19 protein-coding genes and 3 pseudogenes are annotated in these 26,216 nt (G+C 67.6%); 5 read left to right on the top strand and 17 right to left on the bottom strand.

Annotated features, from left to right (window positions below; genetic code table 11):
• Positions 1-2: 2 nt before the first annotated feature.
• A pseudogene (locus F7R91_RS16600) lies at positions 3-2,809 on the top strand (poly(A) polymerase).
• A 25-nt stretch (positions 2,810-2,834) separates the two neighbouring features.
• On the opposite strand, the gene F7R91_RS16595 reads toward F7R91_RS16600, so the two are convergent.
• Together F7R91_RS16595 and F7R91_RS16590 are read right to left on the bottom strand one after the other, a co-directional pair.
• On the bottom strand, positions 2,835-3,107 hold the full coding sequence (locus F7R91_RS16595; protein ID WP_150949536.1) for a DUF397 domain-containing protein: 273 nt from the start codon (positions 3,105-3,107) through the stop codon (positions 2,835-2,837).
• Positions 3,104-3,770, bottom strand: a pseudogene (locus tag F7R91_RS16590) (Scr1 family TA system antitoxin-like transcriptional regulator). The gene F7R91_RS16595 and the pseudogene F7R91_RS16590 overlap by 4 nt, the downstream one beginning before the upstream one ends.
• 202 nt (positions 3,771-3,972) lie before the next feature.
• On the opposite strand from F7R91_RS16590, the gene F7R91_RS16585 reads away from it, so the two are divergent.
• The 4 genes and pseudogenes from F7R91_RS16585 to F7R91_RS16570 all read left to right on the top strand — a co-directional run bounded on the left by F7R91_RS16585 (position 3,973) and on the right by F7R91_RS16570 (position 5,437).
• Positions 3,973-4,398: an ATP-binding protein gene (locus F7R91_RS16585; RefSeq protein WP_225320675.1), complete on the top strand. Its 426-nt coding sequence runs from the start codon at positions 3,973-3,975 to the stop codon at positions 4,396-4,398.
• An 18-nt stretch (positions 4,399-4,416) separates the two neighbouring features.
• Positions 4,417-4,659 (top strand): annotated as a pseudogene (locus tag F7R91_RS42755) (helix-turn-helix domain-containing protein); the annotation flags it as partial.
• A 176-nt stretch (positions 4,660-4,835) separates the two neighbouring features.
• Positions 4,836-5,183, top strand: coding sequence for an RNA-binding protein (locus tag F7R91_RS16575; RefSeq protein WP_150949532.1), 348 nt, complete (start codon positions 4,836-4,838; stop codon positions 5,181-5,183).
• Positions 5,180-5,437: a hypothetical protein gene (locus tag F7R91_RS16570; protein ID WP_150949531.1), complete on the top strand. Its 258-nt coding sequence runs from the start codon at positions 5,180-5,182 to the stop codon at positions 5,435-5,437. The genes F7R91_RS16575 and F7R91_RS16570 overlap by 4 nt, the downstream gene beginning before the upstream one ends.
• Before the next feature lie 32 nt (positions 5,438-5,469).
• On the opposite strand, the gene F7R91_RS16565 is transcribed toward F7R91_RS16570, so the two are convergent.
• The 15 genes from F7R91_RS16565 to nusG all read right to left on the bottom strand — a co-directional run bounded on the left by F7R91_RS16565 (position 5,470) and on the right by nusG (position 26,184).
• Positions 5,470-6,648: an acyltransferase family protein gene (locus tag F7R91_RS16565; protein ID WP_150949529.1), complete on the bottom strand. Its 1,179-nt coding sequence runs from the start codon at positions 6,646-6,648 to the stop codon at positions 5,470-5,472.
• A gap of 253 nt (positions 6,649-6,901) precedes the next feature.
• On the bottom strand, positions 6,902-8,095 hold the full coding sequence (tuf, locus tag F7R91_RS16560) for an elongation factor Tu (protein WP_150949527.1): 1,194 nt from the start codon (positions 8,093-8,095) through the stop codon (positions 6,902-6,904).
• 155 nt (positions 8,096-8,250) lie between these two features.
• Positions 8,251-10,377, bottom strand: coding sequence for an elongation factor G (fusA, locus tag F7R91_RS16555; protein ID WP_150949526.1), 2,127 nt, complete (start codon positions 10,375-10,377; stop codon positions 8,251-8,253).
• A gap of 39 nt (positions 10,378-10,416) precedes the next feature.
• Positions 10,417-10,887 carry a 30S ribosomal protein S7 gene (gene rpsG, locus F7R91_RS16550; RefSeq protein WP_003998848.1) on the bottom strand — a complete coding sequence of 157 codons (471 nt, stop codon included), beginning with the start codon at positions 10,885-10,887 and terminating at the stop codon, positions 10,417-10,419.
• A gap of 2 nt (positions 10,888-10,889) precedes the next feature.
• Positions 10,890-11,261, bottom strand: a complete 372-nt coding sequence (rpsL, locus tag F7R91_RS16545; protein WP_003948652.1) for a 30S ribosomal protein S12 — start codon at positions 11,259-11,261, stop codon at positions 10,890-10,892.
• A gap of 316 nt (positions 11,262-11,577) precedes the next feature.
• Positions 11,578-12,111, bottom strand: a complete 534-nt coding sequence (locus tag F7R91_RS16540; RefSeq protein WP_150949524.1) for a DUF1707 and DUF4190 domain-containing protein — start codon at positions 12,109-12,111, stop codon at positions 11,578-11,580.
• A 183-nt stretch (positions 12,112-12,294) separates the two neighbouring features.
• A complete protein-coding gene (locus tag F7R91_RS16535) occupies positions 12,295-16,209 on the bottom strand; it encodes a DNA-directed RNA polymerase subunit beta' (protein ID WP_150949523.1) in 3,915 nt (1,304 codons plus the stop codon).
• A gap of 99 nt (positions 16,210-16,308) precedes the next feature.
• Positions 16,309-19,794: a DNA-directed RNA polymerase subunit beta gene (gene rpoB, locus F7R91_RS16530; protein ID WP_150949522.1), complete on the bottom strand. Its 3,486-nt coding sequence runs from the start codon at positions 19,792-19,794 to the stop codon at positions 16,309-16,311.
• A 614-nt stretch (positions 19,795-20,408) separates the two neighbouring features.
• Positions 20,409-20,795 carry a 50S ribosomal protein L7/L12 gene (gene rplL / locus F7R91_RS16520; protein ID WP_150949520.1) on the bottom strand — a complete coding sequence of 129 codons (387 nt, stop codon included), beginning with the start codon at positions 20,793-20,795 and terminating at the stop codon, positions 20,409-20,411.
• Between the two features lie 115 nt (positions 20,796-20,910).
• A complete protein-coding gene (rplJ, locus tag F7R91_RS16515; RefSeq protein ID WP_150949518.1) occupies positions 20,911-21,441 on the bottom strand; it encodes a 50S ribosomal protein L10 in 531 nt (176 codons plus the stop codon).
• Between the two features lie 436 nt (positions 21,442-21,877).
• Complete coding sequence (locus tag F7R91_RS16510; protein ID WP_150949516.1) at positions 21,878-22,735, bottom strand: DUF1396 domain-containing protein; 858 nt, start codon at positions 22,733-22,735, stop codon at positions 21,878-21,880.
• Between the two features lie 137 nt (positions 22,736-22,872).
• On the bottom strand, positions 22,873-23,781 hold the full coding sequence (locus tag F7R91_RS16505) for a LolA-like protein (RefSeq protein ID WP_150949514.1): 909 nt from the start codon (positions 23,779-23,781) through the stop codon (positions 22,873-22,875).
• A gap of 134 nt (positions 23,782-23,915) precedes the next feature.
• Positions 23,916-24,641, bottom strand: a complete 726-nt coding sequence (rplA, locus tag F7R91_RS16500) for a 50S ribosomal protein L1 (RefSeq protein WP_150949512.1) — start codon at positions 24,639-24,641, stop codon at positions 23,916-23,918.
• Between the two features lie 78 nt (positions 24,642-24,719).
• The gene (rplK, locus tag F7R91_RS16495) at positions 24,720-25,154 is read right to left on the bottom strand and encodes a 50S ribosomal protein L11 (RefSeq protein ID WP_003998857.1); all 435 of its coding nucleotides are present in this window, start codon (positions 25,152-25,154) and stop codon (positions 24,720-24,722) included.
• A 184-nt stretch (positions 25,155-25,338) separates the two neighbouring features.
• A complete protein-coding gene (gene nusG / locus F7R91_RS16490) occupies positions 25,339-26,184 on the bottom strand; it encodes a transcription termination/antitermination protein NusG (protein ID WP_150949510.1) in 846 nt (281 codons plus the stop codon).
• Between the last annotated feature and the right edge of the window lie 32 nt (positions 26,185-26,216).

Below are 26,216 nucleotides of genomic sequence, written 5' to 3'. Positions count from 1 at the left end.
CGGTGCGTACGAGCGAGGAGATCTATCACCGGGTGCGCTGGGACGCGCGCTTCGACCCGGCCCGCTTCGTGCTGGGCGTGCTCCAGCGCGGGGCCGCGCCCACGCGGGTTCCGCTGCCCGCGTTCGTACCCGGAGGCGAGATCCCGTGGCACCGGGTGCTGTTCTTCGAGGCCGACGGCGAGGTGGTGTGGGACCGGGCCACAGGGGTGGACCGGATCGACGCGACCGAGGCCGGGCGGGTTCGGGTGGCTCGGCTGCTTCGGGCGCCGTTCTTCACGGCCCGTACGCCGCACGCATGGGACGGCGAGGACTGGGTGCCCGCGCGTCCGTCACTCCCACCGGGCGGGGTCGCATCCGGCCCGGCGTACGACTTCGGCGGTGTGCGGGTGCTGACCTGGAACACCCTCTGGGACCGGTACGACGCCGACCTCATCGACAGCGCCCGGCGCAGGCCCCTGCTGCTGCGGGCCCTGTGCGAGGCCGATGTGGACGTGATCGCGTTGCAGGAGGTCGAGGCGGAACTCCTCGCCCTGCTGCTGTGCGAGCCATGGGTGCGGGCGGGCTGGACGCTGGGGACGGACCCGCGGGGCCGGGACGTGGACGAGTGCGGACTGCTGCTCCTGAGCCGGTTGCCCGTCCGCGAGACCGCGCAGCATGAGCTGAGCCCGCACAAGGCGGTGACGGCCCTCGTCGTGGAGGCGGGAACGCGGCCCCTCGTCGTCGCGGCGACCCATCTCAGCAGCGACCACTCCGAGAACGGTGCCGACCGCCGCGATGCCGAACTGGCCCGTGTCGCAGAAGGGTTGGCGGGCCTGGACGCCGATGTGATCCTGCTCGGCGACTTCAACGAGGGCGGAGACACACCGCAGCTGACGCTCGGGATGCGGGACGCGTGGAGCGAGGTCCACGGTGCCCATGACACGACCCCGACCTTCGATCCGGGCACCAACCCGTTGGCCGCGATCTCCTCCCTCAGCGGCCGGGCCTCCCGGCTGGACCGGGTGCTGCTGCGCGGGGAGGGGCTGCGGGTACGGCGGGCCGAACTGTACGGCGATGCGCCCACCGCGGACGGGCTGTACATCTCCGATCACTACGGTGTGCGGACCGAGGTGACGGCGGACGCGGAGGAAGGGGACGCCCTCGACCGCCTTGACGCACGGCCGACGCCCCGCACGGCTCTGGCGTGGATCCCTCCCCAGGAGCTATGGCCGCCCCTGCAGGACATCCGCCGGGACCACGACCCGCAGGTCCACCGCTGGCCTCCGCACGTGAACCTGCTCTTCGGATTCGTACCGGAACACGCCTTCGAGCAGGCGGCATCGGTGTTCGCGACGGACACCACGGCTCCCTTCGACGCCCGGCTGGAGGGCGTGCACTGGTTCGGCCACCGGGACGACGCCACCGTCTGGCTCGACCCCGCGGCCGCCGGCGAGGAACCGTGGACCGAGCTGCACCACACGCTCATGCGCCTCTTCCCCCGGTGCCGCGGCCGCCGCGCGGGCTTCACCCCACACCTGAGCCTGGGCCGCACCACCGACCCGAACGCCCTGGCCGCCGCTTGCGAGGCCCGCCTCATCCCGATGCCGGTCAGGGTCGGCGAGCTGGCGCTGCTGTCGCGGCGCGGCGACGAGCCGATGCGGCTGCGGGGGACGGTGGCGCTGGGGACGGGAGAGGTCCGCTGGACGGAGGAGGCCCCGCGGTACGGGTACGAAGCCGCCGCCGACACCGCCGCGGCCGACCGGATCACCCGCCGCATCGAGGACGCGCTCTCCGCTGGCGTCGTGCACGTCGTCGGCTCCCGGCGCATGGACTGCGCGCTGCCTGGTGCCGACCTGGACCTGGTGGCGGCTCTGCCCGGCACGGTCGAACTCGCCTCCGTTCAGGCGCGGTTGACGAAGGTGCTGCCCGGGGCGACCGACGTGCGCGAGGTGGTCGGGGCCCGGGTACCCGGCCTGCGGTTGCGGGTCGACGAGCTGGACGTGGACCTGGTGGTCGCCGCCACCGGTGCGATGGCCCCGGCCGAGGCGGTGAATCGCCGAACCGAGCTGGGCGAGGGGGCGGCGATCGCGCTCAGCGCGGTGAGCGATGCCGACGCGGTGGTCGCCTCGGTGGGCGCACACCGGCCGGCCTTCGCCCGACTCGCTACGCAGGTCAAGGCATGGGCGAAGGCACGGGGCCTGGACTCGGCGCCGTTCGGGGGTCTGCCGGGCCTGGCCTGGTCCGTCCTGGCAGCCCGCACCGCGAGCCAGGCGGACGATCTGCGACCGGCCGATCTCCTACGGCACTTCTTCGCGACGTGGGCGGCGTGGGACTGGCGCGACCCGGTGGGGTCAGTGGGCGATCGGCCTCAGCCCCTCCCCTTCACCGTCACGACGCCCTCCGCCCGGGTAGCCCCTGCACGGACCAGGTCACGGCGGGCATGCGCGACCTCATCACCCAAGAGCTGTTCCGCGCCTGGGAGTTGCTGGACGCGACGCGGGAACCGTACCCATGGGCCGAACTCCTCGCCCCTCCCCCGCTCCACCGCCGCCACGCGGCCTGGGCGGTCGTGACGGTGGGCGCGGGCGCGGACGAGGGCCGAGTACGGGGCAGGATGCGGGCCCTCGTCACCGACCTCTCGGCAACGGCCCCCGACTGCCACGCCTGGCCCCGCCCCTACACCACGCACCCCGTCCGCTATGCCATCGGCCTGGGCTCCACCCCACCGTCCCCTGACCACCTCACCTCTGTCGCGGAACGCCGACTGCGAGGCCTGACGGGGGTCACGCTGACGAGGGCAGAGGGAGGCGAGGTGCCGACGCTGCGCTGATCGTCGGGGCTGTGAAGGTCGGAGGTCAGGCTTCGGCGGCGTACGACACGAAGTCCGTCCACGCGGCCGGGCCTAGGGTGAGGCGGGGGCCGTCGGTGAGCTTGGAGTCGCGGATGTGGACGGTGGCGGGAGAGGTGGCTATTTCGACACAAGAGTCGCCTTCGTTGCCGCTGCTGTAGCTGCTCTTGAACCACGCCAGGGCGACTTCGACACAGGACTCGCCGTCGGTGCCGCCGCTGTAGCTGCTCTTGAACCACGCCAGTTGTGAGGCGTCACCGGCGGAGGCCTTGCGGATCATGTTTCCCCCAGCAGTTGCTCGATGAAGGCCAGCGACTCCCTCGGCGGGAGGGCCTGAGCCCGGAGGGTGCCATACCGCAGCTCAAGGACGCGGAGCTGCTTCGGATCGGAGGCTGGCCGACCGTTGTACGCACCGTCGGAGCGGCCAACAGCCGTGCCGTCCGGGAACTTCAGCAGTTCGATTCTGCCGTCCAGCCCCGGGTGGGCATCTGAGTTCGTCGGCATCACCTGAAGCGTGACGTTGCGCAACGTGCTCCGGCGTCTGCATCAGCCCAGCGATGATGTTGCACTCATACACGCCGATCTCAACCGCCTGCGCCTCCATCTGCGCCAGATCCCGCACCTTCTTCGGATACCGAACCCTCCGCACATCCTCCTTCATCGCCGAGAGCAACCCGCCCGCCCCCAGCACCTCGTCCGCCCTGTCCAGATAGTCGGGCCGGGGAATCCGCTTCCCACCCTCGATCTTGTAGACCATGTCCTCGCCGTACCCGACCGCCGCCCCGAAGTCGGCGGCCCGCATCCCCACCGCCTCCCTCCGCAGCTTCAACTGCCGCCCCACAGTGGCTACTACGGCAATCCCCCAGTCGTCGTCCGGGTCGACCTCCCACCCCGGCTCGTCCGCCTCGCTCCTGAGCCGCCCCGCCTCGCCGTCCTCCGACATCCCGCACCCCTCCGTCGTACGACCGTGCCGCGACGCCCCTACCCGTACGGCCGGTCCCGACAAGCCCGGACACCACCGGACAAGCTCTGGACAGTCACCGTACGCATCCGCCGTGTCACTGTTCACGGTACGCACGCGCGGCCACGCTGAGTGACGTAAGCAAGAAATCCCCCAACTCGACTCTCGCATCGGCAACTTCGGCGTGCAGCTGTCGTCCACTCCACGCGGTGCACGCCTGGCGCGCCTGCTCGCGACGGAACAGCTCCGCGCCTGGGGACTGCCGACCGGCCCGGCAGCGCACATCGTCGCCGAGCTGGCGACCAACGCGGTGACCCACGGCCGGGTCGCGGGCCGCGACTTCCGGCTCCTGCTGTACGTGGTCGGCGGCACCCTCCGCATCGAGGTCACCGACACCCGCGGCGAGCACCGGCCTCAGCCCCAACACCCCACTGATGACGCGGAGTCGGGCCGGGGGCTCCTCCTCATCGACGCTCTGGCCGACCGCTGGGGGGTGACGGAGGGGCCGGCGCCTCGTAAGACCGTGTGGGCCGAAGTCCGTGTCTCACCGGACCCCGGCGAACCATGCTCCGGTGCCACGGGCGGTCTCCCCCAACGACCACGAGAGTGAAAGAACCCGACCAAGCCCAGCCCCACTGCAATGCGCCACGCCCTGACCGCCGACCTGCCACCCGAAGGCCTGCGCCGCCCCGCCGCCCTCCTTGCCCACCGCCTCACGGCCCAGCTACCGCCCCCGCCACCCTTCCGCCCGCCCACGCCACCACCTGCCGTCAGGCATCCACTCCAGACCTGCGAAGGCTGCGACCGCGCCTTTCGCGCCGTGGGCCCCGGCTGCTGCCGTGACTGCCTCAACAGCCTTCCCGCCGCCTGACCCGCGGGCGGTTGCGCTATGTGCAATCGCCCCCCGACGAGAGGCCAGGGCCGACCATGGCCAGTTCCGCACACATGGACAGCTCCGACCCTCCCGTGTGCCGTGCCACGTCCACAGTCCGGCTCCGCTCAAGGCACAGCCGGATAGCCTGGCCGGGGCACCTCCAGGAGGACACGATGAGCACCCAGTCTGATCACGGGCACGAGCTGGTTCCCCGTCCCGAGCAGACCCCTGACGCCCTGCGCGCAGCCCTCGCCGTCGTCGATCCCGGGCGTCTGGAGGAGATGCAGGCCACGAAGGACGACGCCTTCGCCAAGGCCGTCGAATGGCAGTCGCTGAGTCCTGTGCGGAGCTGGGTCCTGGCCTGGGCCAGGGACATCGAAATCGCCCGCCGCCCCGACCTGTCCGCCCGCTATGGCCATGCGAAGACCAATCTGGAACACGAGGATCCGGCAGTGGCGCAGGAAGCGCTGCGGGAGCTGGGTGCTGTGCTGGACGAGGCAATGAAGGCAGTGCGCGGGTGAGCTGGAAGTGGGAGTACGCCTTCGGCGCGGAGGAAGCCGCCCGCACCGCTCCCGCCCACTTCCTGGTCGAGGTGGAAAGAAGAGCGGATGAGCTGGTCAGGGTCGCTGAGGCAGTCCACGTCCACGGCCGTGCGCACGCGGGGGCGGGTCCGAAGGGCGGCGACATCATCGTCCCTGGCGGCATGTTCACGTATCAGGTCGTCGTGCGCAGCGAGCGCGTCTACGGTGTTCAGATCACCTACTTGGGTTTCTGAGCGAGCTGACACCGGCGCAGGCAGGGCTTCCTTCAGCCCGCGGCCGACGCGTTCCGCAACCGCGCGAACGACGCCTCCAGCCCCCGCTTCAGCACCCCCGCCACCGGCCGCTCCACGAACCGGTGCACCAGCCAGCTCAGCACCAGGAACCCTGCGATCACCGCAGCCACCAGCACCCGCGCGTCCATCGTGTCGCGCAGGCGGTTGATGACCGTCGTACCGGCCGCGTAGTGCATGAGGTACAGCGGATAGGTCAGGCTGCCGGCCGTCACCAGCCACTTCCAGCGGATGCGGTCCGTGGCGCCGAGGGCGATGGCGACCATGGCCAGCAGGAAGACCGTGAAGATCAGTACGCTGCCGCGCCAGCTCGAGACATGTTCGACCTCGTCGATCCTGATGCCGAGCTCCCGCTGCCCCATCAGCCAGGCCATCGCGAGGATGCCCCACAGCAGGAGGTCCTGGCCGAAGCGGTGCATGAGGTAGAGGGCGAGGCCGGCGATGAAGTACCAGGCGCCCTCCGGGTTGGCGACCAGCTCCAGCAGCGGGAACTCCGCCACCGGCGCGAGCATCGCGGCCGCGCCCCAGACGCAGCAGAACACCACGACCTTGCGGTATGTCAGGCCGGTCGCGACGACGAGCAGGAACAGCAGATAGAAGCGCAGCTCGGACCAGAGGGTCCAGTAGACGCCGTCGACGTTCTGCACACCGGAACCGGTCTGCAGCATCGTGAAGTTCAGGAGGACTTCCCGCAGGCGCAGACGGTCCCACACGCCCGGCAGTGCGACCAGTACGGCCGTGGTGAAGGCGACGGCGAACCAGTACGCCGGGTAGAGCCGGATCACCCGGGAGACGAAGAACTGGCGAGGGCCGCGGCCCCAGCAGGACATGCAGATCACAAAGCCGCTGATCACGAAGAAGATCTCGACGCCGATCCAGCCGTAGGCGGCGACGTGGAAGACCGACGGCATGATGTCGGACACCGGCCGGTCCCAGACCAGGTTGTGCGGCTGGTCGACACGGTAGGTGCCGGCGAAGTGGTGCACCGCCACCATCAGCGCCGCGACGAGCCGGATGCCGTCGATGGCGTAGAGGCGGGGGCGGGGCCGCGGGCGCGGCTGACCGGCGGAGGCCGGGACGGCAGCGTGTCTGCCCGGCGGCCGGAGCGCCCGCAGCGGCTGCGTGGGCCGGTCGGTGACCGTGGATGAAGGCACCGGCTCACCGTAGGCCCCTCACCACCACCCCACAGCGAACAGACAGGAACATTCGGTGCGCGGGCGAGTCGAAGTTGACCGAGCTTTCCCCGACACATCCCGCAGGGTTCGCCAAGACTTCATCAGCCGCCGTACAACACTGCCGAGCAGCAGCGCCCTACAGGGCAAAAGGGGCCCGTACGACCGCGAAACCGGTCGTACGGGCCCCTTCAGGAGCTCAGCTCAAGCTGGAGCTACCCGGTCAGGCCGAGGATCACTTGTTGATCTTGGTGACCTGGCCGGCGCCCACGGTCCGGCCACCCTCACGGATGGCGAACTTCAGGCCCTCTTCCATGGCGACGGGCTGGATGAGCTCCACCTTCATCTCGGTGTTGTCACCCGGCATGACCATCTCGGTGCCCTCGGGGAGGGTCACGACGCCGGTCACGTCCGTCGTACGGAAGTAGAACTGCGGACGGTAGTTGTTGAAGAACGGCGTGTGGCGGCCACCCTCGTCCTTGGAGAGGATGTAGGCCTGCGCCTCGAACTCGGTGTGCGGGGTGACCGAGCCCGGCTTGATGATGACCTGGCCGCGCTCGACGTCCTCGCGCTTGATGCCGCGGAGCAGCAGACCGACGTTCTCACCGGCCTGGCCCTCGTCGAGCAGCTTGCGGAACATCTCGATGCCGGTGACCGTGGTGGTGGTCTTCTCGGTCTTGATACCGATGATGTCGACGGTCTCGTTGACCTTCAGGACACCACGCTCGATACGACCGGTGACGACGGTGCCACGACCGGTGATCGTGAAGACGTCCTCGATCGGCATCAGGAACGGCTTGTCGACGTCGCGCTCCGGCTGCGGGATCGACTCGTCGACGGCCTTCATCAGGTCCAGGACCGACTGGCCCCACTCCTTGTCGCCCTCGAGCGCCTTGAGCGCCGAGACCTTGACGACCGGCAGGTCGTCGCCCGGGAACTCGTACTCGGAGAGGAGCTCACGGACCTCGAGCTCGACGAGCTCCAGGATCTCCTCGTCGTCCACCATGTCGGCCTTGTTCAGGGCGACGACGATGTACGGAACGCCGACCTGGCGGGCCAGGAGCACGTGCTCCTTGGTCTGCGGCATCGGGCCGTCGGTCGCGGCGACCACGAGGATGGCGCCGTCCATCTGGGCAGCACCGGTGATCATGTTCTTGATGTAGTCCGCGTGACCGGGGCAGTCGACGTGGGCGTAGTGACGGGTCTCCGTCTGGTACTCGACGTGCGCGATGGAGATGGTGATACCGCGCTGGCGCTCCTCGGGAGCCTTGTCGATCTGGTCGAACGCCGAGGCCTCGTTCAGGTCCGGGAACGCGTCGTGCAGCACCTTGGTAATGGCGGCCGTGAGGGTCGTCTTACCGTGGTCGATGTGACCGATGGTGCCGATGTTGACGTGCGGCTTAGTCCGCTCGAACTTCGCCTTCGCCACTGGGGTCCTCCTGTGGAGTGGTTCTGAACGCCTTGCTTCATCGGCGCCAGGTGATCTTTGCTGGAAAGCCCGGGCCCCGGGGCATTCCGCCACATTTGCGGTGGAATGCCCCATGAGGCTCCGGAGTCAAGCCTAAAGCGTCTGAACGCGGTGCGTTACTCGCCCTTGGCCTTCGCGATGATCTCCTCGGCGACGTTCCGCGGAACCTCGGCGTAGGAGTCGAACTGCATCGAGTAGCTTGCGCGACCCGACGTCTTGCTGCGGAGGTCTCCGACGTAGCCGAACATCTCCGAGAGGGGCACGAGACCCTTCACGACGCGGGCACCGGCCCGCTCCTCCATGGCCTGGATCTGGCCACGGCGGGAGTTGATGTCGCCGATGACCTCACCCATGTAGTCCTCGGGCGTGGTGACCTCGACGGCCATCATCGGCTCGAGCAGCACGGGGCTGGCCTTGCGCGCGGCCTCCTTGAAGGCCTGCGAACCGGCGATCTTGAAGGCGAGCTCGGAGGAGTCGACCTCGTGGTAGGCACCGTCGAGAAGCGTGACGCGGACGCCCGTCATCTCGTAGCCGGCGAGGATGCCGAACTGCATGGCCTCCTGCGCACCGGCGTCGACCGAAGGGATGTACTCCTTCGGGATACGACCACCGGTCACCTTGTTCACGAACTCGTACGACGTGTCGCCGCCCTCGAGGGGCTCGATCGCGATCTGCACCTTGGCGAACTGACCGGTACCACCGGTCTGCTTCTTGTGGGTGTAGTCCACGCGCTCGACGGCCTTGCGGATCGTCTCGCGGTACGCGACCTGCGGCTTGCCGACGTTGGCCTCGACCTTGAACTCACGGCGCATGCGGTCGACCAGCACCTCGAGGTGCAGCTCGCCCATACCACCGATGATGGTCTGGCCGGTCTCCTCGTCCGAGTGGACCTGGAAGGAGGGGTCCTCCTCCGCGAGACGCTGGATGGCGACACCCAGCTTCTCCTGGTCACCCTTGGACTTGGGCTCGATGGCGACCTGGATGACCGGCGCCGGGAAGTCCATGGACTCCAGGATCACCGGCTGCTTGTCGTCGCACAGCGTCTCACCGGTCGTGGTCTGCTTCAGACCCATGACGGCGATGATGTCACCGGCGCCCACCGACGCGATCTCCTCACGCTTGTTGGCGTGCATGCGGTAGATCTTGCCGATGCGCTCCTTCTTGCCCTTGACGGAGTTCAGCACGGCGGTGCCGGACTCCAGGCGGCCCGAGTAGACCCGGACGAAGGTGAGCTTGCCGAGGTGCGGGTCGCTCATGATCTTGAACGCCAGCGCGGACAGCGGCTCCTCCTCGGAGGGCTTGCGCTTCACGACCTCCTCGGGGTCGCTCACCGCGTGGCCCTCGATGGCCTCGATGTCGAGCGGGGAGGGCAGGTAGCGGACCACCGCGTCGAGCAGGGGCTGAACACCCTTGTTCTTGAACGCGGTACCACAGAACACCGGGGTGACCGTGATGTCGCTGGACTTGCCGGAGGCGATCGTGATGCGGCGGATGGCCGCGTACAGCTGCTCCTCGGAGGGCTCCTCGCCCTCCAGGTACAGCTCCATGATCTCCTCGTCGTTCTCCGCGACGGCCTCGAGCAGCTTGCCGCGCCACTCGTCGGCCGCCTCGGTGTGCGTGGCCGGGATGTCGACGACGTCGTACATCTCGCCCTTGGTGGCCTCGGCGGACCAGACCAGGGCCTTCATGCGGACCAGGTCCACGACGCCCTTGAAGTCGGCCTCGGCACCGATCGGGAGCTGCATGACGAGCGGCTGGGCACCCAGACGGTCGCTGATCATGTCGACGCAGCGGTGGAACTCCGCGCCGGTACGGTCCAGCTTGTTGACGAAGCAGATACGCGGAACGCGGTAACGGTCCGCCTGACGCCACACGGTCTCGGACTGGGGCTCGACGCCGGCGACGCCGTCGAACACCGTCACGGCACCGTCGAGCACACGCAGCGAACGCTCCACCTCGACGGTGAAGTCGACGTGACCCGGGGTGTCGATGATGTTGATGGTGTGGTCGACGTCCTCCAGCGGCCAGTGACAGGTGGTGGCAGCAGAGGTGATCGTGATGCCACGCTCCTGCTCCTGCTCCATCCAGTCCATGGTGGCAGCGCCGTCGTGGACTTCACCGATCTTGTAGGAAACGCCGGTGTAGAACAGGATCCGCTCGGTGGTGGTCGTCTTGCCCGCGTCGATGTGGGCCATGATCCCGATGTTGCGGACCCTGGCCAGGTCAAGCGAAGTGGTAGCCATAAGGCTTCAGTCTTCTCTCGGTCTCGATGGGGTCTGCGACTACCAGCGGTAGTGCGCGAAGGCCTTGTTGGACTCGGCCATCTTGTGCGTGTCCTCGCGCTTCTTCACGGCCGCGCCGAGGCCGTTCGAAGCGTCGAGAAGCTCGTTGAGCAGACGCTCGGTCATGGTCTTCTCGCGACGGGCGCGGGAGTAGCCCACGAGCCAGCGCAGCGCCAGGGTGTTGGCACGGCCGGGCTTGACCTCGACCGGGACCTGGTAGGTGGCGCCACCGACACGGCGGGACTTGACCTCGAGGGTCGGCTTGATGTTCTCGAGAGCGCGCTTCAGCGTGATGACCGGGTCGTTGCCGGTCTTCTCGCGCAGGCCCTCCATGGCGCCGTAGACGATGCGCTCGGCGGTGGAGCGCTTGCCGTTCAGCAGCACCTTGTTGATGAGCGAGGTGACAAGAGGAGAACCGTAGACCGGGTCGATGATGACCGGGCGCTTCGGGGCGGGGCCCTTACGAGGCATTCTTACTTCTCCTTCTTGGCGCCGTAACGGCTGCGAGCCTGCTTGCGGTTCTTGACACCCTGGGTGTCGAGCGAGCCGCGGATGATCTTGTAGCGAACACCCGGCAGGTCCTTCACACGGCCGCCGCGCACGAGCACGATGGAGTGCTCCTGCAGGTTGTGTCCCTCACCCGGAATGTAAGCGGTGACCTCGATCCCGCTGGTCAGACGCACACGCGCGACCTTACGCAGGGCCGAGTTCGGCTTCTTCGGGGTGGTCGTGAACACACGCGTGCAGACGCCGCGACGCTGAGGGGAACCCTCGAGTGCGGGCGTCTTGTTCTTCTCGACCTTGTCCTGCCGGCCCTTGCGGACCAGCTGCTGGATCGTAGGCACTACTTCTCCGGTTTCTGTGTGCCGATGGGTACAGCTAACCTGGAACGTCGCCGACCCACGCGGTCGGGTGTGTCGAATCCCGCAGACTCCCGCCGGAAGACGGAAAGGGCGCAGATTACGGTGGCCGCTAACGGCTCGCTATGCGGTTGAGGACACGCACAAGAGCCAGGGCACACCCCAGGCACAAGGTCTGAGCGTACCTACCTCATTCGCTGCGGTCAAAACAAATGGACACCGCCCGCATCGCCGTGCGCCGCATGTCAAGCCCATGCAGCGTCCGTGATCTTCGAAACAACGTTCGTGATCTCCGTGATCGTCACGCCGACACGACGGCCACCAGCAACAGCATCAGCATGAGGGCCCAGCCGGCGGTGGACATCCAGCCGAGGACCAGCCCGGTCAGCGCAAGCCCGTCGCCGTGTTCCCCCGTGCGGCGGATCTCCGAGCGCGCGGCATGCCCCAGCACGACCGCGGGAATGCCGGTGAGCCCGACGGTCACCAGACACAGCACACCGCAGATCGCGGACCCGACCGCCTTGTCGTTCGTCCTCGGCCCGGCCATGGGCAGAAACGTCCGCGGCACGTACGAGGCCGCGGCGGGCAGCGGTACGGGCCCCTGGGGCAGGTCGGCGACGAGCAGGCCCAGCTCCCCCACCGTCCGTGCCTGGTACGCCCGCGCGACCCGCTTCTCGAACTCGGGCTGCTGCAGACGCCCTTCGCTGAATCCCGCTCTGAGCACATCCACGGCCCGCTCACGATCCGCGTGGGAGGCGAGCATCGATGCGTTGCTCTGCCACGGCTGGGGGACGCTCGGCCCCTGCCACGGCTGCCAAGGCGACGGTTGTGACACCGGAACACCTCCCCGGACGGCGATACCTACATCATCCTCCGACGCGCCAGTTCCGGCATCAGTTCCCGCACCGCTCTCTGACAACCCCCTGACGGCTCCCTGACGGCTCCTGCGCCCCGCCCCCCACACGCCGACGGGCGGCCACCCGCGAGGGGTGACCGCCCGTCAACTCACGCTGCCCGCTTACTGGTTGTACGGACCGTAGTCGTAGTCCTCCAGCGGCACGGCCTGGCCGGAGCCAGTGCCGAACGGCGAGTAGTCGATGTCGTCGTAGCCGACGGCCGAGTACATCGCGGCCTTGGCCTCCTCGGTCGGCTCGACCCGGATGTTGCGGTAGCGGGACAGGCCCGTACCGGCCGGGATGAGCTTACCGATGATGACGTTCTCCTTGAGGCCGATCAGGGAGTCGGACTTGGCGTTGATCGCCGCGTCCGTGAGGACCCTGGTCGTCTCCTGGAAGGACGCCGCCGACAGCCAGGACTCCGTGGCCAGCGAGGCCTTGGTGATACCCATGAGCTGCGGCCGGCCGGAGGCCGGGTGGCCGCCTTCCTGGACCACACGACGGTTCTCGGTCTCGAACTTCGAGCGCTCGACCAGCTCGCCGGGCAGCAGCTCGGCGTCGCCGGACTCGATGATCGTCACGCGGCGCAGCATCTGCCGGATGATGATCTCGATGTGCTTGTCGTGGATCGACACACCCTGCGAGTTGTACACCTTCTGGACCTCGCCGACCAGGTGGACCTGGACGGCACGCTGGCCCAGGATGCGCAGCACGTCGTGCGGGTTGGTGGCACCCACGGTGAGCTTCTGGCCCACCTCGACGTGCTCGCCCTCGCTGACCAGGAGACGGGCGCGCTTCGAGATCGGGTACGCCGTCTCGTCGCTGCCGTCGTCCGGGGTGACGACGAGCTTCTTGGTCTTCTCGGTCTCCTCGATCCGGACGCGGCCGGTGGCCTCGGAGATCGGGGCGACACCCTTCGGGGTACGGGCCTCGAAGAGCTCGACGACACGCGGCAGACCCTGGGTGATGTCGTCACCGGCCACACCACCGGTGTGGAAGGTACGCATCGTCAGCTGGGTGCCGGGCTCACCGATGGACTGGGCGGCGATGATGCCGACCGCCTCACCGATGTCGACCAGCTTGCCGGTGGCCAGCGAGCGGCCGTAGCACATGGCGCAGGTGCCGACGTGGGACTCGCAGGTCAGGATCGAGCGGGTCTTGACCTCCTCGACACCGTGGTGCACGAGCTGGTCGATGAGCACGTCGCCCAGGTCCACGTTGGCCGGCGCGATCACCTTGCCGTCGATGACGACGTCCTCGGCGAGCATGCGGGCGTAGACGCTCGTCTCGACGTCCTCCGCCTTGCGCAGCACGCCAGTGGCGTCCTTCGAGGCGATCCGCAGCTTCAGACCGCGCTCGGTGCCGCAGTCCTCCTCGCGGATGATGACGTCCTGCGAGACGTCCACCAGACGACGGGTCAGGTAACCCGAGTCGGCGGTACGCAGGGCGGTGTCCGCCAGACCCTTACGGGCACCGTGCGTGGAGATGAAGTACTCCAGCACGGACAGGCCCTCACGGAAGGACGCCTTGATCGGACGCGGGATCGTCTCGTTCTTCGCGTTCGACACCAGACCACGCATACCGGCAATCTGACGCATCTGCATCATGTTGCCTCGTGCACCCGAGTTCACCATCATGAAGATCGGGTTGGTCTTCGGGAAGTTCTCGTTCATCGCCTCGGCGACCTCGTTGGTCGCCTTGGTCCAGATCGCGATGAGCTCCTGCGTGCGCTCGTCCTTGGTGATCAGACCGCGCTCGTACTGCTTCTGGACCTTCTCGTCCTGCGCCTCGTAGCCCTTGACGATCTCCTTCTTCGCCTCGGGAACGACGACGTCGGAGATGGCGACGGTGACACCGGAACGGGTCGCCCAGTAGAAGCCGGCCGCCTTCAGGTTGTCGAGCGTCGCCGCCACGATGACCTTCGGGTAGCGCTCGGCGAGGTCGTTGACGATCTCGGAGAGCTGCTTCTTGCCGACCTCGTAGTCGACGAACGGGTAGTCCTCGGGCAGCAGCTCGTTGAAGAGCGCACGGCCGAGCGTCGTCCGCAGACGGAACGAGTCGCCGTTCTGCCACTCGCCTTCCCCGATGCGATCATCGCCCTCCTCCTGCACCGGCGGGACCCAGCCGCGCGGCGGGATGGTGCCCACCGGGAAGCGGATGTCCACGCGCGACTGCAGCGAGAGCTCCCCGGCGTCGAACGCCATGATCGCCTCGGCGACCGAGGAGAAGGAGCGCTCCTCGCCCTTGACGTCGCGCATCTCGCCGTCGGTCGTCAGGAAGAACAGACCGAGGACCATGTCCTGGGTCGGCATCGTCACCGGACGGCCGTCGGCGGGCTTGAGGATGTTGTTCGAGGACAGCATCAGGATGCGGGCCTCGGCCTGCGCCTCCGCGGACAGCGGCAGGTGCACGGCCATCTGGTCACCGTCGAAGTCCGCGTTGAACGCGGTGCAGACGAGCGGGTGGATCTGGATGGCCTTGCCCTCGACCAGCTGCGGCTCGAAGGCCTGGATGCCGAGGCGGTGCAGCGTGGGCGCACGGTTCAGCAGCACCGGGTGCTCGGCGATGACCTCTTCGAGGACGTCGTACACCACGGTGCGGCCACGCTCGACCATGCGCTTGGCCGACTTGATGTTCTGCGCGTGGTTCAGGTCGACCAGGCGCTTCATCACGAACGGCTTGAACAGCTCCAGCGCCATCGCCTTCGGCAGACCGCACTGGTGCAGCTTCAGCTGCGGACCGACGACGATCACGGAACGCGCGGAGTAGTCCACACGCTTGCCGAGCAGGTTCTGACGGAAACGGCCCTGCTTGCCCTTGAGCATGTCGCTCAGGGACTTCAGCGGGCGGTTGCCGGGACCGGTGACCGGACGGCCACGACGGCCGTTGTCGAACAGCGCGTCCACGGCCTCCTGGAGCATGCGCTTCTCGTTGTTCACGATGATCTCGGGCGCACCGAGGTCGAGAAGGCGCTTCAGGCGGTTGTTGCGGTTGATGACACGGCGGTACAGGTCGTTCAGGTCGGAGGTCGCGAAGCGGCCACCGTCCAGCTGCACCATCGGACGCAGATCCGGCGGGATGACCGGCACGCAGTCGAGCACCATGCCCTTGGGGCTGTTGCTGGTCTGCAGGAACGCGGAGACGACCTTCAGGCGCTTGAGCGCCCGGGTCTTCTTCTGGCCCTTGCCGGTACGGATGATCTCGCGGAGGCGCTCGGCCTCCTCGTCGAGGTCGAAGGACTCCAGGCGCTTCTGCAGCGCCGCGGCACCCATCGAGCCGTCGAAGTAGGTGCCGAAGCGGTCACGCAGCTCGCGGTAGAGGAGCTCGTCGCCCTCCAGGTCCTGGACCTTGAGGTTCTTGAACCGGGTCCACACCTCGTCGAGACGGTCGATCTCGCGCTGCGCACGGTCGCGCAGCTGCTTCATCTCACGCTCGGCGCCCTCACGGACCTTCCGGCGGACGTCGGCCTTGGCGCCCTCGGCCTCCAGCTCGGCCAGGTCGGACTCGAGCTTCTTGGCGCGGCCCTCCAGGTCGGCGTCGCGGCGGTTCTCGACCTGCTGCCGCTCGACGGAGACATGCGCCTCCAGGGAGGGCAGGTCGCGGGTGCGGCGCTCCTCGTCGACGTACGTGATCATGTACGCCGCGAAGTAGATGACCTTCTCCAGGTCCTTCGGAGCGAGGTCCAGCAGGTAGCCCAGACGCGACGGGACGCCCTTGAAGTACCAGATGTGCGTGACGGGGGCGGCCAGCTCGATGTGGCCCATCCGCTCACGGCGCACCTTGGCGCGAGTCACCTCGACGCCGCAGCGCTCACAGATGATGCCCTTGAACCGGACACGCTTGTACTTGCCGCAGTAGCACTCCCAGTCCCGGGTCGGACCGAAGATCTTCTCGCAGAAGAGTCCGTCCTTCTCGGGCTTGAGCGTGCGGTAGTTGATGGTCTCGGGCTTCTTGACCTCGCCGTGGCTCCACTGGCGGATGTCGTCAGCGGTGGCGAGGCCGATCCGGAGCTCGTCGAAGAAGTTGACGTCGAGCACTATGCGTCAATCCCTCTCAGGGTCGTAAGTCTTGGGGTCTGATACGGGGGTCCTGGGGCCGGCCGGAGGTTCCTCACGGGGCCTCCGGCCGGACTCCCGTCAGACCTCTTCGACGCTGCTCGGCTCGCGCCGGGACAGGTCGATGCCGAGCTCCTCCGCAGCGCGGAAGACGTCCTCGTCGGTGTCACGCATCTCGATGGACATACCGTCGCTGGACAGCACCTCCACGTTCAGGCAGAGAGACTGCATCTCCTTGATGAGCACCTTGAAGGACTCGGGGATGCCGGGCTCAGGGATGTTCTCGCCCTTGACGATGGCCTCGTAGACCTTCACGCGGCCGGTGACGTCGTCGGACTTGATGGTCAGCAGCTCCTGGAGGGCGTACGCGGCGCCGTAGGCCTCGAGGGCCCACACCTCCATCTCACCGAAGCGCTGGCCGCCGAACTGCGCCTTACCACCCAGCGGCTGCTGGGTGATCATCGAGTACGGACCGGTCGAGCGGGCGTGCAGCTTGTCGTCGACCAGGTGGTGCAACTTCAGGATGTACATGTAGCCGACCGAGATCGGGTCCGGGAACGGCTCACCGCTGCGGCCGTCGAACAGCCGCGCCTTGCCGGTCGGGAGCACCATGCGCTCGCCGTCGCGGTTCGGGATGGTGTGGTTCAGCAGACCCGCGAGCTCGTCCTCGCGCGCACCGTCGAAGACGGGGGTCGCGACGTTCGTGCCCGGGTCGACCTGGTCGGCGCCGATCGCCTGGAGGCGCTGCGCCCACTCGTCGGCGAGGCCGGAGACGTCCCAGCCGCGGCTGGCGAGCCAGCCGAGGTGGATCTCCAGGACCTGTCCCGGGTTCATTCGGGACGGCACACCGAGCGGGTTGAGGATGATGTCGACCGGGGTGCCGTCCTCCAGGAACGGCATGTCCTCGATCGGCAGGATCTTCGAGATGACGCCCTTGTTGCCGTGACGGCCGGCGAGCTTGTCACCGTCGGTGATCTTGCGCTTCTGCGCGACGTAGACGCGCACCAGCTGGTTCACACCGGGGGGAAGCTCGTCGCCCTCCTCGCGGTCGAAGACGCGGACGCCGATGATCTTGCCGGTCTCGCCGTGCGGCACCTTCAGCGAGGTGTCACGGACCTCACGGGCCTTCTCACCGAAGATCGCGCGCAGCAGGCGCTCCTCGGGGGTCAGCTCGGTCTCACCCTTGGGGGTCACCTTGCCGACGAGGATGTCACCGGCGATGACCTCGGCACCGATGCGGATGATGCCGCGCTCGTCGAGGTCGGCGAGGACCTCCTCGGAGACGTTCGGGATGTCCCGGGTGATCTCCTCGGGGCCGAGCTTGGTGTCACGGGCGTCGACCTCGTGCTCCTCGATGTGGATCGAGGAGAGGACGTCGTCCTGCACGAGGCGCTGCGACAGGATGATCGCGTCCTCGTAGTTGTGACCCTCCCACGGCATGAACGCCACGAGCAGGTTCTTGCCGAGGGCCATCTCACCGTTCTGGGTGGCCGGACCGTCGGAGAGGACCTGGCCCTCGATGACGCGGTCGCCCTCGTTGACGATGACCTTCTGGTTGACCGAGGTGCCCTGGTTGGAGCGGGCGAACTTGGCGAGGCGGTACGTGATGTACGTGCCGTCGTCGTTGGCGGTGGTGATGTAGTCGGCGGAGACCTCCTGGACCACACCCGCCTTCTCGGCCTTGACCACGTCGCCGGCGTCGACCGCGGAGCGGTACTCCATGCCGGTGCCGACGAGCGGGGACTCCGCCTGGATCAGCGGAACGGCCTGGCGCATCATGTTCGCGCCCATGAGGGCACGGTTGGCGTCGTCGTGCTCGAGGAACGGGATCATGGCGGTCGCGACCGACACCATCTGGCGCGGCGAGACGTCCATGTAGTCCACGTCGTCACCGGCGACGTAGTCGACCTCGCCGCCACGACGGCGGACCAGGACGCGGTTCTCGGCGAAGCGGAGGTCGTCCGTCAGCGTGGCGTTGGCCTGCGCGATGACGAATCGGTCCTCTTCGTCGGCCGTCAGGTAGTCGACGTCGTCGGTGACCTGGCCGTCGACGACCTTGCGGTACGGCGTCTCGACGAAACCGAACGCGTTGACGCGGCCGTAGGAGGCGAGCGAACCGATCAGACCGATGTTCGGGCCTTCGGGCGTCTCGATCGGGCACATACGGCCGTAGTGCGACGGGTGCACGTCACGGACCTCGAAGCCGGCCCGCTCACGGGAGAGACCACCCGGACCAAGGGCCGACAGACGGCGCTTGTGGGTGAGACCCGACAGCGGGTTGTTCTGGTCCATGAACTGCGAGAGCTGGCTGGTGCCGAAGAACTCCTTGATGGAGGCGACGACCGGCCGGATGTTGATCAGGGTCTGCGGCGTGATCGCCTCGACGTCCTGGGTCGTCATCCGCTCGCGGACGACACGCTCCATACGCGCCAGACCCGTACGGACCTGGTTCTGGATGAGCTCGCCGACGCTGCGCAGACGACGGTTGCCGAAGTGGTCGATATCGTCGGTCTCGACGACGATCGACTGGCCGCTGTCGCCGACCGTCTCGGTCTCGCCCGCGTGCAGCTTCACCAGGTACTTGATCGTCGAGATGACGTCCTCGACGGTCAGGACACCCGCTTCGAGCGGAGCGTCCGCACCCAGCTTCTTGTTGACCTTGTAGCGGCCGACCTTGGCCAGGTCGTAGCGCTTGGGGTTGAAGTACAGGTTCTCGAGCAGCGTCTGCGCGGCCTCACGCGTCGGGGGCTCGCCCGGGCGCAGCTTGCGGTAGATGTCGAGCAGCGCGTCGTCCTGGCCCTGGGTGTGGTCCTTCTCCAGGGTGGCGCGCATGGACTCGTACTCGCCGAACTCCTCGAGGATCTGCTCGGTGGTCCAGCCGAGCGCCTTCAGGAGGACGGTGACGGACTGCTTGCGCTTGCGGTCGATACGGACACCGACCATGTCGCGCTTGTCGATCTCCATCTCCAGCCAGGCACCCCGGGATGGGATGATCTTGGCCGAGAAGATGTCCTTGTCGGACGTCTTGTCGATGGAAGAGTCGAAGTAGACGCCCGGCGAACGGACCAGCTGCGACACGACGACACGCTCGGTGCCGTTGATGACGAAGGTGCCCTTGTTGGTCATGAGCGGGAAGTCGCCCATGAAGACCGTCTGGGACTTGATCTCGCCGGTCTCGTTGTTGGTGAACTCAGCCGTGACGAAGAGCGGGGCGGCGTACGTGAAGTCGCGCTCCTTGCACTCGTCGATGCTGTTCTTCGGCGGCTCGAAACGGTGGTCGCGGAACGTCAGCGACATCGACCCGGAGAAGTCCTCGATCGGGGAGATCTCCTCGAAGATCTCCTCCAGACCGGACTTGGTGGGGACGTCCTGACCGGACTCCAGAGCCGCCTCGACTCGAGCCTTCCACGCGTCGTTGCCGAGCAGCCAGTCGAAGCTCTCGGTTTGCAGCGCAAGAAGGTTCGGAACCTCGAGGGGCTCCTTGATCTTTGCAAAGGAGATGCGCAGCGGGGCGGTGCTGGCGCCGTTGTTCGTATTCGCGGTCGAGGCAGTGCGCGAGGCGGCCAAGAGGGGGTCCTTCCGAGGGCTCGGACTCACTACGCGCGTACCGGCCCCTCTCCCGGGCACAGCGACAGAAATTTCCTTCACCGGCCCAATAGGCCAGGTCAGGGACGGTTCGGTCGTCGGTGCTCGAGCGAGGGCATGCCCCTGGTGACGGGCAGGGGACAGCTAACAGGCAGCGCAAAGGGTCAGTGTAGCCACTTGGCACACTGATGTCCAGTGCGGGTTTCTCGAGACCCTCGTTGTTCTCGACACCTGCGCAAGCCCACGCCCTCAACGCACGTTGATACTGCCCTCTTCGCCGTCGATCCATGCCTCGGATTCGGATCCTTGTGACGACGCGTCCTGAGAATTGCGCGCTGCGTGCGGTTCGTCAAGGCCTGTCTTGCCCAAACCGGGTGCTGCCCTCGTCACTTGCGGCCTGCCACCAGGCGACCCTCGACGGTAGACGAAGATCACCCTACTCCCGGGGTCCCCGGGAGCAAGGCAGCCGCCGCCGGGCTCCCCGGAACGCCGAAGAGCGACCACCCGGATGGATGATCGCTCTTCTGTGCGTCAGCGTTACAGCCCTCTGTCGGACGGCTGCACGCTCGCGTGAGTCCGTGCGGACCCGTGAGGTGTTACTTGACCTCGACGGAGGCGCCGGCGCCCTTGAGGGCCTCGGCGGCCTTCTCCGCGGCGTCCTTGGCAACCTTCTCGAGAACGGGCTTCGGGGCGCCGTCCACGAGGTCCTTGGCCTCCTTCAGACCCAGGGAGGTCAGCTCACGCACGACCTTGATGACCTGGATCTTCTTGTCGCCGGCGCCGGTGAGGACGACGTCGAACTCGTCCTTCTCCTCGGCCTCGGCGGCGGCCGGGGCACCCGGGGCGCCCGGGGCGACGGCGGCGACGGCCGCGGCGGCGGTGACGTCGAACTTCTCCTCGAACGCCTTCACGAACTCGGAGAGCTCGATGAGGGTCATCTCCTCGAACTGCGCGAGCAGGTCTTCCTGGCTGAGCTTCGCCATGATGGGCGATCCTTCCACTAATTTCGGCTGGTGCCGGATGTACATGTCTGGCGGGCGTACGTTCGGCCCGCTACGACCTCCGCCTCAGGCGGCGGCGGTCATTTCGCGAGCCGAGTTACTCGGCACCGCCCTGCTCGTCCTGCTTGGCGCGAAGGGCGTCCACGGTGCGGACGAACTTCGAGGGAAGCGCCTGGAAGAGCGAAGCAGCCTGGGACTGCTTGCCCTTGAAGGCACCCGCCAGCTTGGAGAGCAGAACCTCGCGGGACTCGAGGTCCGCAAGCTTCTTGATCTCGTCGGCGGACAGCGCCTTGCCGTCAAGGACACCGCCCTTGATGACGAGGTTCGGGTTGTCCTTGGCGAAGTCACGAAGACCCTTCGCCGACTCCACCGGGTCACCGGTGACGAAGGCGACCGCCGTCGGACCGTTGAACAGGTCGTCGAGCGTCGTGATCCCGGCCTCGTTGGCCGCAATCTTGGTCAGCGTGTTCTTCACCACGGCGTACTGGGCGTTCTCACCGAGCGAACGACGCAGCGTCTTGAGCTGCGCCACGGTGAGACCCCGGTACTCGGTCAGCACGGCGGCGTTCGAGCTGCGGAACTGCTCCGCGAGCTCGGCTACCGCGGCAGCCTTGTCGGGCCTTGCCATAGAGCGTCGGCCTCCTTCCGGGTGATGAGGACCGCTCGGAAGGGGCTGGGTAAACGAAACGCCCCGGCGCAGGCGCGCGGGGCGTAGCTCGACCGGGCATTCGCCGCGCGAGCAGCGAACTCTCAGGAGCACTTCCACAGTCACCTGCGCGGGTCGTCCGCGGTTCAGCGGATCCTTCGGCCACCGCGCCCTCTTGCGAGCGCACGGCAACGACCAGCGGTCTTTGGCTTCCGTAGGAGAGTACGGGACCGGATCGCCGACAGGCAAATCCGCTCGTACGGTGCTGGAGGCCGCCCGGCGGATCAAGACGCGGGCGCGCGGCAGGGCACGCCCTCCTCCGCCTTGCGGCCGGACGCAGCCTGCCCCGCTCACCTGCACTGATCAGATGCCGCAGCTCTCCCGGCGACCTGATCCGCCCTACGGGCCCCAGCCCGCTCTAGCCCTCCATGCCCTTCATCATCTCCGCCAGGTCCGCCGTGTCCTTCGCCGGCGGGGCGGTGACCGTGACCGGCTTGTTGATGTCCAGGAAGGTGATGGTCATGTCCAGCGGGCCCTTGTCGGCGTCGCCCTGCATCCGGAACTGCTTGGTGTGGTCGTCGCCGTCGATCCACATGTCCATCGTGAGCGCGTCGACGCCCATCTTCTCGTACACCTTGATGCTCTTCTCCCGCTTCTCGCGGGTGGCCTTGTCCTCGTCCTTGAGGGAGGCCTGGAGGTCTTCGAGGGAGACGGTGCCCTTGTAATGGGTGGTCTGCACCCCGTCGACGGTCTCGGTGCCGACCTTCTTGATGTCCTTGGAACCGGTGAGGAAGGTGGACTCGGTCGCCGGGTTCTGGTCGGCCTGGCCGGCCCCGAACTGGCCGGAGTTCATGTCCTTGCCGGCGCCGAGCGCGGACATGTCGAACTTGATCCAGCTCTTGCCGTCCATCTCCTTGGCGGCCGCGGCGCCACCGCCGATGTACATCGCCTTGTCGACGAGCCGGATCTCCACCTGGTTGTCGGTGGACTGGTCCAGGGCCGTCATTTTCATGCTCATGGCCAGCGGCTTGACGCTCATCGACGCCTCACCGCGCACCCGGCCCTGCTCGGGCACCTTCCCGGTGAGCTTGTAGCGGAAGGACGTGATGTCGTCGGCGTTCTTCGCGGCCTTGGCGACGGCGGCGGCCGGCTCCATCTCGGGCGCCTGCTCGTCGGCGCTCTTGGAACAGCCCACCGCGCCCGCGGCGACGATCAGGGCGGCGAGGCCGGCGCCCGCCGCCCGACGGCGCGCGGAACCACGTACAGAAGTCTCCATTGATTCCCCCCAAGGAATGCATGGCTGTTACACAGGCAATGCCGCGAAGCCTATCCCAGGAGTCTCGAACGGGCTCCCGAATTCCATGGGCCCCACGAGTCCCCTGCGTCACATGGGCGCCAACAGCCCCATGGGCCTCAGGAGATCGTGCCCGTGCCGCCCTGCTTCTTCAGCAGCGCCTTGAAGTCCTCGGTGTCACCGGCGGGGGGCTTCTCGGCGGAGACCTTCACGCCGTAGTCGCTGTAGTAGGCCGTCTGGGTGAGTTCGCCGTTCGTCATCTTGCCCTTCTCGACCTTCTTGACCAGCAGGTTCTGGTCGTTCACCCAGATGTCGACGGTCTGTGTGGTGACGCCCGCCTGCTCCAGCTGCTTGCGGAGGCCGGCCAGCTGGCTCTCGCTGAGGCTGGAGTTCTTCGCCGCGAGGTCCGCGACATCGACGGTGCCCGAGTAGTGCGTGGTGTCCACCCCGCGCACCTTCTCCTCGCCGACCTTCTTCACGTCCCCGGAGGCCAGCAGCAGCTTCACCGACTGGTTCGGGGTCGTGTTCTGCATCTGGTCCTTGAGGTAGGCGCCGGAGCTGCCGCCGAGGTCCGCGAGGTCGTCGTACCCGTACCGGATCCAGTGCTTGCCGCCCGCCTGCGCGGCGAACTTCTCGCCCATCCTGGCGTAGTAGGCGTCCGGCAGATAGCGGGCCTCCATCGATGTGGTCCCGAGCTGACGCATCGTGTCGGCCATCGTGCCGCCGGTGTAGGTGATGGTCATGGTGCCGGTGATGCCGTCGCCCCAGCCGAGGGCGCCGTCGGCCGTCATGGACATCAGCGAGCCCATGGTGGTGGTCGACTCGACCTTGGCGGAGTCGGCGGCGTCGGTGGACTTCTCGGCGGTGCGCAGCGCGGCTATCGGGCTGAGGCGCGTGGACGTCCTGTCGTCCTTGCGGGAGCTCTTGGAGGAGCCCCCGGAGTCGGTGGAGCTGCAGGCCGCCACCCCCGCCAGCGCGGTCACCGCGGCGATCGAGAGGGCCATCCGGCGCACGGTCGTGCTCTTCATTCGTCCCACCCCTATGCGAATCCTGTGCCCCGCACGCTAGCGGAGGGCACTGACACACACGTACCGAAATAGGGGACGGGCCCCGCACCTCGAAGGTTGCGGGGCCCGTGACCGGATGTGGCGAGCCGTCAGACTCAGACCGCGGCCGGGTCCTCCTCGACGAGGAGGTTGCGGGTGCGGTTCGGGTCGACCGGGATGCCGGGGCCCATCGTGGTGCTGATGGCGGCCTTCTTGATGTAGCGGCCCTTCGCGGCGGACGGCTTGAGGCGGTTGATCTCCTCCAGCGCCGCGGCGTAGTTCTCCACCAGCTTGGTGTCGTCGAAGGACGCCTTGCCGATGATGAAGTGCAGGTTCGAGTGCTTGTCGACGCGGAACTCGATCTTGCCGCCCTTGATGTCGTTGACAGCCTTGACGACGTCCGGGGTCACGGTGCCGGTCTTGGGGTTCGGCATGAGACCACGGGGACCGAGCACACGGCCGAGGCGGCCGACCTTGCCCATGAGGTCCGGGGTGGCGACGACGGCGTCGAAGTCCAGGCGGCCCTTCGACACCTCGTCGATCAGCTCGTCGGAGCCGACGATGTCGGCGCCCGCGGCCTCCGCGGCCGCAGCACGGTCACCGGTCGCGAAGACCAGGACCCGGGCAGTCTTGCCGGTGCCGTGCGGCAGGTTCACGGTGCCACGGACCATCTGGTCGGCCTTGCGCGGGTCGACACCCAGACGGAAGGCGACCTCGACGGTGCCGTCGAACTTGGTCGTGGAGGTCTCCTTGGCGAGACGGACGGCCTCGAGCGGGGCGTAGAGCTTCTCCCGGTCGACCTTGGCGTCCGCAGCCCGAAGGGACTTGCTGCGCTTGCTCACTACTGCTCCTGTGTGTTCTTGAGGAGTCGTGGTACGGGCCGAGCAGGCCCTGCCACTTCTTCTGCTGGGGGGTGGGGCTCAGCCCTCGACCGTGACGCCCATGGAACGCGCGGTACCGGCGATGATCTTCGCGGCGGCGTCCAGGTCGTTGGCGTTGAGGTCGGGGAGCTTGGTCTGGGCGATCTCGCGGACCTGCGCCTCGGTGATCTTGGCGACCTTGGTCTTGTGCGGCTCGCCGGAGCCCTTCTCGATGCCCGCGGCCTTGAGGATCATCTTGGCGGCCGGCGGCGTCTTGGTGATGAAGGTGAAGGAACGGTCCTCGTAGACCGTGATCTCCACCGGGATCACCCAGCCACGCTGCGACTCGGTCGCGGCGTTGTAGGCCTTGCAGAACTCCATGATGTTCACGCCGTGCTGACCCAGCGCGGGGCCGACCGGCGGGGCCGGGTTGGCGGCGCCGGCCTGGATCTGGAGCTTGATGAGCCCCGTGACCTTCTTCTTCTTGGGAGGCATTGCTCTCCGGGTCCTTTCGATTCGGGTCCTGCCTGCGCGCGGGGACCACCCGGACGCAGGCATACCGCACAACGATAACGGGTATGGATGCGCGGCCAAAAACCGAGCAGGTCAGACCGGCTGCTGGAGCCTGCCTGACCTGCGCGGAAGCGGTCGGTCCAGAAGGAAATGGTTCTTCTCGGACCTAGTTCTTCTGGATCTGGTCGAACGACAGCTCGACCGGCGTCTCGCGGCCGAAGATCTCCACCAGGCCCTTGACCTTCTTCGAGTCGGGGTTGATCTCGTTGATGGTCGCCTGGAGCGTGGCGAACGGGCCGTCGGTGACGGTGACCGAGTCGCCCACCTCGAAGTCCAGCACCTGGACCTCGACCTTGCGCTGCGGGGCCGGCTTGCCCTCGGCCTCGGCGGCCTCGCGGGCTGCCTTCTCCTCGGCCTCCGGGGCGAGCATCTTGACGATCTCGTCCAGGGTCAGCGGGTAGGGGTCGTAGGCATTGCCGACGAAGCCGGTGACGCCGGGCGTGTTGCGGACGACGCCCCAGGACTCGTTCGTCAGGTCCATGCGCACCAGGACGTAGCCGGGGAGCTTGTTCTGACGGATGGTCTTGCGGTCGCCGTTCTTGATCTGGACGACCTCTTCCTGCGGCACCTCGGCCTGGAAGATGTAGTCCTCGACGTTCAGCGAGACGGCACGCTGTTCGAGGTTGGTCTTCACGCGGTTCTCGTAACCGGCGTAGGTGTGGATGACGTACCACTCGCCGGGCAGGGTGCGCAGTTCCTCGCGCAGGGCGGCGATGGGGTCGACGGGCTCGGCCTCCTCCGCCTCGTCGGAGACGGCCTGGTCCGCGGCCTCGCCGTCGACGTCCTCGCCGGACTCGTCCTCGACGTGCAGGGCGCTCTCCTCGGCGGGCTCACCCAGTTCGGCTTCCGCAGCCTCGAACTCGTCCACCTCGTCCGCGCCCTCGACGATGTCGAGTTCGTCATCCACGGACTCGTCCGGCTCGACGGCCTCGTTCAGGTTCGGGTCAGACACGGTGGCTGCTTCTTCCTGGATACATGGGGGTG

Origin of the sequence: Streptomyces luteolifulvus (assembly GCF_008806595.1) — a bacterium.
GTDB classification, from domain to species: domain Bacteria; phylum Actinomycetota; class Actinomycetes; order Streptomycetales; family Streptomycetaceae; genus Streptomyces; species Streptomyces luteolifulvus.
This window is presented reverse-complemented; position numbering and strand designations above follow the sequence as displayed.